This is a genomic window from Streptomyces cavernae, assembly GCF_004023625.1.
Taxonomy (GTDB): domain Bacteria; phylum Actinomycetota; class Actinomycetes; order Streptomycetales; family Streptomycetaceae; genus Streptomyces; species Streptomyces cavernae.
Genome location: NZ_ML137714.1, coordinates 48,404 through 60,801, shown reverse-complemented (window position 1 = coordinate 60,801; position 12,398 = coordinate 48,404). Strand labels below are relative to the sequence as shown.

Sequence of the window (12,398 nt, the reverse complement as noted above, 5' to 3'; positions counted from 1 at the left end):
GCCGTACGCGGTCGCGGAGCCGTAGCCCGTCGCAGACGGGGGCTCAGTTCCCGGTCCGCCAGCGCTGTTCGGGGCGGCCCTGGCTGCCCGTCAGGCCCACGCTGTCCCCGTACTCGGTCACCGCGAGGGAGGGATTGACGGCCGGGCGGATCGTTCCGTCGCCGTTCACGGAGAACTTCAGGTTCATGCCGTTGGGGCCGTCGACGGCGGAGCACTCCCAGATCCCGATGGTCCGGTAGCCCCAGTCGTAAGAGCCGGTGTGGTCGCCACCGCCGTAGCCGCCTCCGTACCAGCCACCGCCGCCGTACGAGCCGCCGCTGTACGAGCCGCCTCCCCCGTATCCGCCGGGATAGCCACCACCACCCGGGTAACCGCCCCCTCCGGGGTACCCGCCGCCCCGGTAGCCCCGGCTGTCCAGGCAGAAGCCGGGATTCGCGTACGACCGGATGACCCCGCGGGCGGTGTCGACGCGCCACTTCTGTGTCCGCGACGCGGAGCAGGGCGTGGCGAAGACATCCGTGCCCAGGGCCATGTCGCCGCCCCGGATGTCGAGACACATGCCGGTGCCGACGTTCACGAACTGCGCGTACCCGCCGTTCGCCGCCTTCGGGTCCGAGGGCTTCGCACGCGTCGGACTCGGCTTCGGGGTGGGGGACTTCGTGGCCGGGCGGGTCGAGCTCGACGCCGGGACCTTGGCCTTCTGCGAACGCGACGGCGTCGGCGACGGAGTGGGGGAGACGGTCGCCGTGATCGTCGCCGGGGGCGCCGTCATCGGTCTCGTCTCCTCCGCTGACATCGGGGCCGGGCCCGAACCGCCCGACGACAGCAGGTAGGCGAGCAGCGGCACGACCGCGACCCCGAACGCGGCCGAGGCGAGCGCTAGCCGGCGCGACGGCCACCAGCGCGTGCGGGGCAGCGGGGCGGGGGTGCGCGACTCGGCCGCGCCGCCCATGACGTACGCGGTTCCGCCCCAGCCCAGCAGCCCCTCGGCCAACGCCTCGCGAGGGCTCTCGCGCAGCGCGGTCAGCTCCTCGTACGCGGCGGAGCAGTGGGCGCACCGCATCATGTGGTCGTGCAGATCGGCGCTGTGCCGGGGGCGGCCCGGATCCGCCGCTGCCTCGATCAGCCGGCGGAAGTCCTGGCAGCGCGGGTCGCCGCTGCGGGCCAGCCGTTCCCTGAGACTTGCGCGGCGCACCGCGTCGAAGGCCGCGTCGATCCCGTACGACACCTCCTGCGAGGTGAAGCCCAGATAGGCGGCGGTGACCGGGTCCGGCACCTGCTCGACGATCCCGTACCAGACGAGGCCCTGCACACGGGACGGCAGGCCCTGGAACGCGGCGAGCATCGGCGGGACCAGCCCGTCGGGGCCCGCGGTGCGGAGCTGGGCGAGATGACCGGGGTCGAGGCGTTCGCCGCGGTCGTCGGTGGCCCACGCGGCGGCTGCCCGCCCGACCAGCAGCAGAAGCTGGTGGAGCCAGGGGCCGGGCGGTTCGGTGCCGCGGGCGGTGTCACGTGTCGCCAGAGCGAAAGCCTGGGCTGTGAGCTGGCGGGCGGCCGCTTCCCCGGCGGTGCACAGGCGGGCGTACCGCAGTACGGAGGGGCGGTAGCGGCGGCGCAGTTCCCGCAGTGCCGGGAAGGCGGTGGCGGTGTCGCCGCGCAGCAGCTCGGTCAGCCGCGCGTCCGGAGCGGTGGTGTGCACACCCTCCTCGGCCGAGGTCCCGTCCTCATTGTGCCCGCCCCGTGTCATTCCCCGGCCCTCCTTGCAAACCCCGCATGTTCTCGGCCCGCGGTTGTGCTACCGGCGGTACGTGGGGTGCCCATAGTGAACGAGGGTGCTCCGGGGGGAAAAGGTGTTTCCTCCGGTAACGAGCATGGTTAGGCCGCGACTTGGTAACGGTGGAGGCCTTGGTCCGGCTGTGTGTCTCTTTTGCGGGGGGTTGGCAGGCCCTAGGTCCGTACTAAGTCTGGAAGTGGTTGGAAAGCGGCCGGTGCCTGCCTGGCGGTGGGATGCCGGTGAGGGTAGAGGGGGACGGGGACTTGCTGCGCCGCAACGCGCGCACGCCCCGGGTGGGGCCGGGGCGTGCGGTGGAGGCAGGTGCTCTGTCCCTCTGTTTCCTGTTGTTCTTCTCGTCGTCTCGTTCGTCGAGCCGTCTCGTGTCGAGCCGTCTCGTTCGTCTTACTCGTCGAGTGTCAGGCCCTTGCGCAGGCGCACCAGGGTGCGGGACAGCAACCGGGACACGTGCATCTGGGAGATGCCCAGTTCATCGCCGATCTCCGACTGGGTCATGCCGGCGACGAAGCGCAGGGAGAGGATCTTGCGGTCCCGCGAGGGCAGCTCAGCTATCAACGGCTTGAGGGACTCGACGTACTCGATGCCCTCGAGTCCGTGGTCCTCGTAGCCGATGCGGTCCGCGAGGGCGCCCTCGGAGTCGTCCTCCTCCGGCTGGGCGTCGAGGGACGAAGCTGTGTACGCGTTCGACGCGGCCATGCCCTCGACGACTTCGTCGTTGGAGATGCCGAGCCGCTCCGCCAGCTCTCCCACCGTCGGAGCGCGGTCGAGCTGCTGAGCCAGTTCGTCGCCCGCCTTGGCCAGGTCGAGCCGGAGCTCCTGCAGTCTGCGGGGGACCCGTACCGACCAGCTCGTGTCGCGGAAGAACCGCTTGATCTCGCCGACGATGGTCGGCATCGCGAAAGTGGGGAACTCGACCCCACGAGTCAGCTCGAAGCGGTCGATCGCCTTGATCAGGCCGATCGTGCCGACCTGGATAATGTCCTCCATCGGCTCGCTGCGGGAGCGGAACCGGGCGGCGGCGAACTTGACCAGCGCGAGGTTCAGTTCGACCAGGGTGTTGCGCACATAGGAATAGTCGTGCGTGCCTTCCTCGAGGGATGCGAGCCGCTCGAAGAGGGTCTTGGAGAGGGCCCGGGCGTCCGCGGGTCCCACCTCGTCGTACGGGGGGATCTCGGGGAGCCCGGCGAGGGCCTCCGGGGACGCGTCGGATTCTTCGGGTTCCGGTGGGGGTGTCGACGTCGCCTGCTGGGTATGCGATCCGTCGAGCCGGGGTGACATGGTGTCCTCCATCGTTCTCGGCGTATGGCCGCCGATGCCTCTTTCGTGCACTGCGGTGTGCGGCGCCTCCAAAGCCGGCCGTTTCGGTAGCTGTCTTTACTAGCCCTACCCGCTTTCCGTGGCCTCCCGCAAGTGCATTTAATGGGCAATTGTCCAATTTTGAGCCTTTCTCCGGGTGTCGAAGGGCGCGCGGAGGGCGTAATGTTCGAGCGTCAGAGAGCAGCCACGGACGGTCGGAAGCGAGTGACGGCATGGACCGCGGGACGGTCGGCAGCGCACAGTCGGGTCGACTACTGGTCGAAGTGCGAAACGAGGGCGCCAGCGCCGTCGTCACCCCGGCGGGTGAGCTGGACCACCACACCGCCGATCTGTTGCGGGAGCCGCTCGAGGGCTGCCTCGCCGAGGGGCGGTCCCGTCTCGTCGTGGACTGCTCGCGGCTTGAGTTCTGTGACTCCACCGGTCTCAACGTGCTTCTCGGCGCCCGTCTGAAGGCCGAAGCCGCCGGTGGTGGTGTGCATCTGGTCGGCATGCAGCCGGTGGTCGCGCGGGTTTTCGAGATCACCGGGGCCGATGCCGTCTTCACCGTGCACGAAACCCTCGACTCGGCCCTCGCCGAGTAGCCCGACCGGCGGATGTTACTCCCCGGCGGGCCCGGCGTTATCTGCTCGTTACAACCATTACGGCTTCGGTGCCGAATCAGTGGGTGTTCTGTCCGTTCGCTCGGGCAGGAGACATCTGAACATGTCGGCAGGCTGGAGCGGCGGTGGGGCGCCGGAAAAATGTTGAACGTGCTGGATTTCCACGTACCGAGTTTCGGCGTACCGAATTTTGAAGTATCGAGTCCCGACGTACTGAGTCTTGAATTGTGAACCGGTGAATCGGTGAGGTGAAGCGCTGATGAGCACCACCCGGCCTTACCCGCCGGGCGACCGCGGCCAGGAGCCGGGCGCCGACGGCGCCCCCGGGGTGCCCCGGGGCGGCGCACTAGCGCGCTACGGCCGCCAGGCGCGCAGGTTGAGCTTCGACGACCAGGGGGCGGTCGTCCCGCTCGCGCGCGACTTCACCCGTCAGGCGCTGCACGACTGGGGTTGGCTGCCGTCCACCACCGCCGATCGGCGGGCGGCGGCCGAGGACGTGCTGCTGGTCGTCTCCGAACTGGTCACCAACGCGTGCCTGCATGCCGAGGGGCCGGACGAGATGTGGATCGCGTGCGACGGGAAGGTGCTGCGGGTCGAGGTGTCCGACCGGGGCAGCGGTCAGCCCGCCCCGCGCACGCCGCATCGCGCGGGCCGGCCCGGCGGGCACGGGATGTTCATCGTGCAGCGGCTGTGCCTGGACTGGGGAGTGCTGCGGACACCCGGGGTGGCGGGGAAGACCGTCTGGGCGGAGCTGGGGGCTCCGGCTTAGCACCGCGCCGGCTCGATGCTCCGCATCGGAGCACCGCGCCGCGAGCTGCGCCTGTCCGGTGGCGGGTTGCTTGGTGATGGGACTGCTTGGTGGCGGGTTGCTTGGTGATGGGACTGCTTGGTGGCGGGTTGCTTGGTGATGGGACTGCTTGGTGGCGGGTTGCTTGGTGGTGAGTGCTTCGTGGTGGGTTGCCGTTGTGCCGCTACCGCCCGTGTGTGTCTGCGCCTGCCGGTGTGGTGGGCGCCATCATCCTGGACCAGGGCTTTGAGTATGCGAGTGGCTCCGTACGGGTGAGCGAGCAGGCAGGCATGCGTAAGACATCAGCCATATGAACGGCTGCGATCGGCCGGAAAACGCTTGGCCCGGTGGTGGGTAGTCGCGTACGGTGACCGGCATGGGAACTCTGTGATCGCCCCGCGCACGACCGCGTAGAGCTCTGCTCCGCCGTCGTAGCGCTCATTCGTCCTCACGAATCCGTTCTGTCGGCATGGCCGAGAACAGGGGCTTTCGCATGCGTGCGCCATATTCGTCACTTTCCGTACGTTCCTCACAGCTTTCCGTGCACGGGGTCACCAAGCGGTACGGCGACCGCACCGTGTTCGACCAGGTTTCCTTCAGCCTCACCCCCGGTGAGAAAGCCGGCGTCGTCGGTGACAACGGGGCCGGGAAGTCCACACTGCTCCGTCTCCTCGCCGGCGAGGAACGGCCCGACTCGGGTGAGGTGACCGTCGCCGCGCCCGGCGGAACCGGATACCTCGCCCAGACGCTGAGCCTGCCCCCGGGGGCCACCGTCCAGGACGCCGTGGATCTCGCGCTGGCGGAGCTTCGTGCGCTCGAGGCGGCGCTGCGGCGGGCCGAGGCCGCGCTGGCCGAGGCTCCCGAGGGCGCGGCGCTGGATGATGCCCTCGCCTGGTACGCCCGGCTGACCGAGCAGTACGAGGCCCGCGACGGGTACGGCGCCGATGCCCGCGTGGATGCGGCGCTGCACGGGCTCGGCCTGCCGGGGCTGGACCGGCGCCGACGGCTGGGCACACTCTCCGGCGGCGAGCGGTCGCGACTGGCGCTGGCCGCGACGCTGGCGTCCCAGCCGGAGCTACTGCTGCTCGACGAACCGACCAACGACCTCGACGACCAGGCAGTGGGCTGGCTGGAGGAGCATCTGCGGGCCCATCGCGGAACCGTCGTCGCCGTCACCCACGACCGGGTGTTCCTGGAGCGCGTCACCACCACCGTTCTGGAGGTCGACGGCGGTTCTGTCTCCCGCCACGGCAACGGCTATGCCGGTTACCGCGCCGCCAAGGCTGCCGAACGCCGGCGTCGGCAGCAGCGGTACGACGAGTGGCGTGCGGAACTCGACCGGAGCCGTCGGCTCGCCGAGGCGGGTGTGACGCGCCTGGACGGCATCCCCCGCAAGGCGCCGAAGGCCTGTTTCGGCCACGGCGCCTTCCGGATGCGAGCGCGTGCGCATGGCGCGATGGGCCGTATCCGCAACGCCAAGGAGCGGGTCGAGCGGCTCACCGCGAATCCGGTGGCGCCGCCGCCGGAGCCGCTGTCCCTCACGGCCCGTATCGCGACCGCGGACGGCTCGGGCGGGACACCGGCCGTACAGCTCGACGGCCTTGTCGTGGCGGGCCGGCTGCAGGTGCCCCGGCTGCGGCTCGGCCCGGCCGAGCGGCTGCTGGTCACCGGCCCCAACGGGGCGGGTAAGAGCACCCTGCTGCGGGTCCTGGCGGGGGAGCTGCGGCCGGACGCGGGCACCGTGGGCGTCGCCGGGCGGGTCGGGCATCTGCGGCAGGAGGAGACTCCATGGCCACCGGGGCTGACCCTGCTGGAGGCGTTCGCCCACGGCCGCCCCGGTGACCGGGACGAGCATGCCGACCGGCTGTTGTCGCTCGGCCTGTTCGAACCGGAGGCGCTGCGGCTGCGGGTGGGGGAGCTGTCGTACGGGCAGCGGCGGCGCATCGAGCTGGCGCGGCTGGTCAGTGAACCGGTGGACCTCCTCTTGCTGGACGAGCCCACCAACCACCTGTCGCCGGCACTGGTGGGGGAGTTGGAGGAGGCTCTGGACGCCTACGCGGGCGCGCTCGTCCTGGTGACCCACGACCGTCGGATGCGGGCCCGGTTCACCGGCTCCCGGCTGGAACTGCGCGAGGGAGCCGTCGCCGGCGGGCGCTGAACGAATGAGGGGCCGGCGCCCCGGGGGGATCGTGGGCGTTGCCACCGGCAGCGCGTCAGGGCCACCGTGGTGCGCGCTCGCCGTCCTCCGGCGGGCGCGCCCCGGCGACATGCTCACACGCACTGACGGGTCGCGCCCCTCCGCCTGGGACCGGTAGCGACGGGGGCGGAGAACCAACCCGGGCCCCACGGTGAGGGGTTACCCGAGGTTCGGTCATCACCGGGTGCACGCCGGATCCTCACGGATCCGGCGTGCACTTTGTCTTCCCTCGGCAAGGCACCGGGCGTACCTTGACGGCCCATCTGATGTGCCGTCAGGAATGAGGGAGCCGTGCCGTACCGGACGTACCAGAAACGAACCGCCGCGCTCGCGTTCGCCGCGGCCCTGGCCGGCTCGGCGGTGCTGATGGCCGCCACGGCTGCCCAGGCCGAGGTCGTCGACGTCAGCTACCAGTGCAAGACGCCGATCGGTGACAAGTCCGCCGTCTCGCCGATCGACATCAAGGCCGCCGAGAGCGGCAGTGGCTACAAGATCACGATGTCCTGGCAGAAGGGCGTCTCGTCCAGCCCGGTGGAACTGGGCAAGGGCGCGATGAACCCGAGCGCCACCATCAAACTGGGCGGTGCCGAGAGCGGCACGCTCACCGTGACGGGGCCGGCCAACGAGGCCGCGATCCCCGCCAACACCCCCATCAAAATCAGTGACTTGAGCGGTACCTACACCCCGTCGAAGACCGGCGAGGTGACCTTCACGGCAGGCGTTCTGACCATCAAGGCGCTGGGCACGACGACCACCTGCACGCCCACCAACAGCCCCGAGGCGTCGCTGACCCTCGACGTCGAGGCAGCCGGCGGCGGCGGGGGTTCCGGTTCGGGTCAGGGCTCGCCCGCGGGTGGGGGAGAGCTGCCGCAGACGGGTCCTGAGGACTCCGCGGTGGCACTGGGCACACTCGGCGGGACGGTCCTGCTGGCCGGGGCTGCCGGTGTGCTGTGGCTGACCCGGCGCAACCAGCAACGCGCCATGCGTTAGCGGGCGCGGGTCCGGGCGGCCGTGTCACGGAGGTCGAGTTGACGGGAGCGGTGTCGTGAGCGGGTCCCAGAAAGCGGTGTGGGGGTGGGGGAGCGGGCGAGTGCCCGGGGCCGCTGCCGTGTTGGCCCTGGTGGCGGCCCTGCTGCTACCGGGTGCGCCCGGCGCCGCCGCGGCGGACGGACCCACCGTCAAGCTCTCCAAGTCCCAGGCGGGTACGGGTGGTTCGATCACCGTGACCGGCACCGGGTGGCGTCCGGACACCATTCTCATGCTGCTGATCTGTGGTCAGTCCCTACCGTCGACGGGCGTGACCGGTGGCACCAACTCCTGTGCCAACGCGGACGGCCGGACCGTCACGACCGGCAAGGAGGGTGACTTCAGCAGGGAGTTGCCGGTCGCCGAGCCGCCCCAGCCGTGCCCGTGCGTGGTGCACGTGGCCACCATCACCGGCCCGAAGGCCGAGGCGGACGCCGTCTTCCAGGTCGCCGGTCACCCGGTCGAGCCGCTTCCGCAACGGGTCGGCGACGGCCGTCTCGCGGTGCTCGGCGACACCAGGCTGGTGGGCTCCAGCGGGCTGCTCACCTGGTTCGGAGCGGCGCCCGCCCGCGAGCTGGTGTTCACCGTCCGCAACATAGGGCAGGCCGCGGTGAAGGACCCCGTGTTCCAAGTCGGCACCTCCCATGGTGTGTTCGCCCCGCAGTGGCAGGAGCAGCAGTGGCGTGGCGCCATAAAGCCCGGCGGGAAGCAGCGCATCGAGCTGCCCGTCGAACTCGCGGCCGGCGCCCACGGGGACTACACGGTCTCGCTGAAGTCCGGTGGCAAGGTCCTCGCCGAACAGCCGTGGGGCGTCGGCCGTCCCTGGGGGGTGACCCTCTTCTGGATCCTGCTGTGCCTCGTCGTCCCGGGCGCGGTGTTCCGCATCGGGATGGCCGTGGTCGAGCGCGTCGGGCCGTACCGGGCGAACGGCCGTCACCGGGGGCTGCGGATGCCCGACTTCGCCTTCCGCCTGCCCAAGCCGGAGGGCTCGGCCGCGACCGGCCCCCGGGCGGGTACCGCTTCGACTCTGCCGTGGTTCGCCCCGGACACCGACGATCCGTCCCCCACGCCCCGTGCCGGTGGCGGCCCGCTCCCCGCGGCCCCGCCGGAGGGCAGTCCGACGACGAAGGGCAATGCCTGAGCGTTTCCAGGGCCTGGCCTTTTCCAAGTCCGAGTGCGCAAGACCGCCGCGCGCCGGGCGAGTCCTCGGACCCACCCGGCGCGCGGCGCGCTCTTGCAGCCTGTTACTCGCCTACTCCGTGCGCAGACCCTCCGGCCGCATCATGCGCCACAGCGGGGGCATGCTCAGCGCGGTCACCAGGACGACGACGCCCGTGCCGACACCGGCCATGACGCCGATCGCCGCCCAGTCGAACCGCACGGGCTCTTTGACCATCTTGAGCAGGACCGTGCCGAGGGCAAGACCGGTGGCGGTGGCGAGGGTGATGCCGAGGGCGATGGGTATGGCCGTCTGCCACAGCACCGAGAGGCCGAGGGTACGGCGGCGGGTGCCGAAGGCGACGAGCGCGGCGAGCAGCTTCTTGCGTTCCCGCAGTTGCTCAAGCTGGGAGACCAGGAGGCTGATGCCGATCAGGATCATCACCGCCGCGGAGCCGGCCACCAGGCCCCTGGCCACCGCCGCGAAGCGATCGTTCGTGCTGATGTCCATGATCCGCATCGCGTACAGCGACGGATCGGCCTTGAAGATCGCGTTCCGGGCGTGCTCCTGGACGTCCGGAACCTTCAGGTCGAGGGTGATGTAGGCGTGGTAATTGAGGCTGCCCGTTTCGATGTTCCGCAGTGCGCCCGGGGTGGCGACGATGCCGGTAAGCAGCTGACCGTTGGGGTCGAGCCGGGCCGCGACGGTCTTGGTGTCGGCCGGGACGGTCCAGCGGACCGGCTTGACGGGCTCGTCGCTCTCGTTCCCCGTGGGGGTGATCAGTACCTCCTGGCCGGCCTTGACCTCGCTGCCCGAGGTGTCGTCGGCGTTGTCCGGGGGAAGCAGGAACAGGTCTCCGTCGGAGCACTTGTCGAGCTTGGCGACCCAGGCCAGCGCGGCGCAGTCGCCGACGGTCAGCGAGATGTATCCCTCCTGCGGGTCGTCGGCCGGGGCGGCCTCCACGCTTCCCAGCGTGGTGACCTTCTTGACACCCTTCGCCTCGCTGATCGTCTTCGTGATCTCGGGTAGCCGGGCATTGTCGATGTGCTGCGGAATCAACGCCGCGAGCTGCGCGCGACTGGTGTCCTTCCCGGTGTCCTTGGTGAAGTCGTCCTGGACCCCGGTGAAGAGGGTCTGCAGGGCGATCGCACCGGCCACCGCGACCGCGATGCCGTTGACGGGGCGGGTCGCGGCGCCGCTGGACATCTGGAGCCTGCGGACCGCCAGTTGCCAGGCGACCGGGCCGCCGTGCAGCCGCCGCACCACCATCTCCACCAGCCAGGGCAGCAGCGCGGTCACGCCCACCAGCAGCAGGAGCACACCGGCGGTGACCATCCACTCGCTGAACTCGCCGCGGTCCGAGCCCTGCCCGATCATCGGGTAGAGCATCGCCAGACCGGCCAGCGGCAGGATCAGCCGCCACCACAGCCGCCGCTTGGCGGCCTTGGCGGTGCGGACCACGCCCAGCGGTTCGACGACCACGCCGCGCATCGCGAGCAGCGTGACGACGATGGCGGCGGCGGGCACGGCGAGCACGACCAGCAGGGCGAGGGCCGGGTTCACGGCGAAGTCGGAGGGGAAGAACCGGGTCGGGATCCCCAGGTCGACGTCGTCGACGAGCTGCCGTACGCCGAGGAAGAACGCGAGGCCGACGAAGACCCCGAACAGTGCGCCCGCCGCGGCCTCGCCCGCGGCGATCCTGCGCGTGGTCCCCGCGTCGGCGCCGACCAGCCGCAGTGCGGCCAGTCTCCGGTCGCGGCGTTCGCCGCCGAAGCGGACGGCGGTGGCGATGAAGACGGCCACGGGGGTGAGCAGCACCACGAAGATGACCGTGATCAGGAGCAGCAGGATCGGGTCCCACGGTGCGGCGGGGGACTTGTCGCCGAAGGCGGTCACCCGGACCTCCGCGAATCCCTCGATGTCGTCGGAACCGGCGTAGAACACCAGATCCACGGGCCCGATCAGGCCGGCGTCCGAGATGGTGCCGACCCGCTTGTACGGGATCCGGGGGACGAGCAGTTCCTTGCCGTCCGGGGAGTCGAGGAGTGCGGCCAGCGCCGGGGAGACCAGCATCTCGCCCGGTCCCGGGAAGCGGGCGACGCCCGGGGGCAGCGGGGCGTCGGGACCCTCCGGCCGCAGCACCGTGCCGGAGATGCTGTGGTCCCTGAAGAGGGTGTTCTCCTCCCTCGTCAACAGGGTGTCGGGGCCCTTGCGTTCGGCTGTCTCGGCGATCATGCGGTCGCGTCCGCGCTGGTCGCGGGCGTCGAGCGCGCCGGGAAGGCCGGTGGTGAACAGCAGCAGGGCCACGCCGAGGCCGACGCCGACGGCGGTCAGGACGGTCCGGATCCACCCCTCCTTGCCGCCGGTGACGGCGTACTTGGCGCCCATGAGGAGGTCCTGGAACCAGGTGGTGCCCTTGGCCGTGGGTCCGGGGTCCGGCTCGGTGGCGGCAGTGGCCAGGTCCGTATCGGGATGGGTCAGTCGGCTGCTCATGCGGCCCGCTCCATGTCCTGGGACTTTCCGTCGCGTACGACGATCTCGCGGTCGGAGTAGGCAGCGACCCGGGCCTCGTGCGTGACCAGCACGACCGCGGCGCCGGTGGAGCGGGCCGCGTCGGTGAGCAGTTGCATGACGCGCTCGCCGTTGAAGGAGTCCAGGGCGCCGGTGGGCTCGTCGGCGAAGAGCACCTTGGGGCGGGTGACCAGCGAGCGGGCGACGGCGACCCGCTGGCCCTGCCCGCCGGAGACCTCGCCGGGCCGCTTGTTGCCGAGGTCGGCGACCTCCAGCCGCTCCATCCAGGAGAGCGCGGCGCGTTCGGCGTCGGCGCGCTTCGTGCCGTTCAGGCGCAGCGGGAGGGCGACGTTCTCCGCGCAGGTCAACTCCGGTACGAGCTGGCCGAACTGGAAGACGAAGCCGAAGTCGCTGCGGCGCAGCGCGCTGCGCTCGGTGTCACTCATCGCGGACAGCTCGCGGCCGGCGTAGGTGATGGTGCCGGAGTCGGGGGTGACGATCCCGGCCAGACAGTGCAGCAGGGTCGACTTGCCGGAGCCTGACGGGCCCATCACGGCGACGACCTCGCCGGCGTGGACGGAGAACTCCGCGCCGTCCAGGGCGGGCGTCGACCCGTATGTCTTGCGCAGGTCGTGGGCGGTGAGCAGGGAACCGGCGGCATTCATCCGCGTACCTCCATGGTGGGCCCGTCCGGGCGGGCGGCCGTCGCTTCCTGCCGGTGCCGATCCGCGGCCGGCTTCTCGTGAGTCGCCGGCCAGTCGTGGCCGAGGCGACGCCCGGGCTCCTGGAGCCCGGGCGATGTGGTGCCGATGGACATGGCCACGACTATACGTATGGCGTATACGCCGGATGTATACGCAAGGTTTATAGGCTTCCGTCGAAGGCCGGTCGGCCCAGGTCACCAAGTTTTGTCACAACTTCGTACGCACGGATGTCACGCCCGGGCCCTGTGTGAACTGTCCGCCGTCCATGGGGACTTCGGAGCCTTTGGAAGGGATGTGGACGCTGTG

At 70.7% G+C, this 12,398-nt stretch carries 10 protein-coding genes; 5 read left to right on the top strand and 5 right to left on the bottom strand.

Annotated elements, in window-relative coordinates; genetic code table 11:
• Positions 1–43 precede the first annotated feature (43 nt).
• Positions 44–1,747, bottom strand: coding sequence for a ricin-type beta-trefoil lectin domain protein (locus EF387_RS49400; protein WP_202918177.1), 1,704 nt, complete (start codon positions 1,745–1,747; stop codon positions 44–46).
• Between the two features lie 429 nt (positions 1,748–2,176).
• Complete coding sequence (locus EF387_RS08230) at positions 2,177–3,082, bottom strand: RNA polymerase sigma factor SigF (RefSeq protein ID WP_202918176.1); 906 nt, start codon at positions 3,080–3,082, stop codon at positions 2,177–2,179.
• Between the two features lie 239 nt (positions 3,083–3,321).
• On the opposite strand from EF387_RS08230, the gene EF387_RS08225 reads away from it, so the two are divergent.
• The 5 genes from EF387_RS08225 (at position 3,322) to EF387_RS08205 (ending at position 8,859) form a co-directional block, all read left to right on the top strand.
• Positions 3,322–3,690, top strand: coding sequence for an STAS domain-containing protein (locus EF387_RS08225; RefSeq protein ID WP_128375848.1), 369 nt, complete (start codon positions 3,322–3,324; stop codon positions 3,688–3,690).
• Between the two features lie 277 nt (positions 3,691–3,967).
• A complete protein-coding gene (locus EF387_RS08220) occupies positions 3,968–4,477 on the top strand; it encodes an ATP-binding protein (protein ID WP_128375847.1) in 510 nt (169 codons plus the stop codon).
• A 511-nt stretch (positions 4,478–4,988) separates the two neighbouring features.
• Entirely contained in the window at positions 4,989–6,653 is a 1,665-nt protein-coding gene (locus EF387_RS08215) for a TlrC/CarA/OleB/SrmB family ABC-F type ribosomal protection protein (RefSeq protein ID WP_128375846.1), read from the top strand.
• A 330-nt stretch (positions 6,654–6,983) separates the two neighbouring features.
• The gene (locus tag EF387_RS08210; RefSeq protein ID WP_128375845.1) at positions 6,984–7,682 is read left to right on the top strand and encodes an LPXTG cell wall anchor domain-containing protein; all 699 of its coding nucleotides are present in this window, start codon (positions 6,984–6,986) and stop codon (positions 7,680–7,682) included.
• Positions 7,683–7,782: 100 nt separating this feature from the next.
• Positions 7,783–8,859, top strand: a complete 1,077-nt coding sequence (locus tag EF387_RS08205) for a hypothetical protein (RefSeq protein WP_128375844.1) — start codon at positions 7,783–7,785, stop codon at positions 8,857–8,859.
• A gap of 111 nt (positions 8,860–8,970) precedes the next feature.
• Here EF387_RS08205 and EF387_RS08200 read toward each other — a convergent pair whose 3' ends face one another.
• From EF387_RS08200 to EF387_RS46620, 3 genes are read right to left on the bottom strand one after another with little or no spacing between them, the layout of a single operon-like run.
• The gene (locus EF387_RS08200; RefSeq protein WP_128375843.1) at positions 8,971–11,370 is read right to left on the bottom strand and encodes an FtsX-like permease family protein; all 2,400 of its coding nucleotides are present in this window, start codon (positions 11,368–11,370) and stop codon (positions 8,971–8,973) included.
• On the bottom strand, positions 11,367–12,053 hold the full coding sequence (locus tag EF387_RS08195) for an ABC transporter ATP-binding protein (protein ID WP_128375842.1): 687 nt from the start codon (positions 12,051–12,053) through the stop codon (positions 11,367–11,369). The genes EF387_RS08200 and EF387_RS08195 overlap by 4 nt, the downstream gene beginning before the upstream one ends.
• Positions 12,050–12,205 (bottom strand): hypothetical protein, encoded by a 156-nt coding sequence (locus EF387_RS46620; protein ID WP_155589747.1) that lies wholly within the window; start codon positions 12,203–12,205, stop codon positions 12,050–12,052. The genes EF387_RS08195 and EF387_RS46620 overlap by 4 nt, the downstream gene beginning before the upstream one ends.
• Positions 12,206–12,398 lie beyond the last annotated feature (193 nt).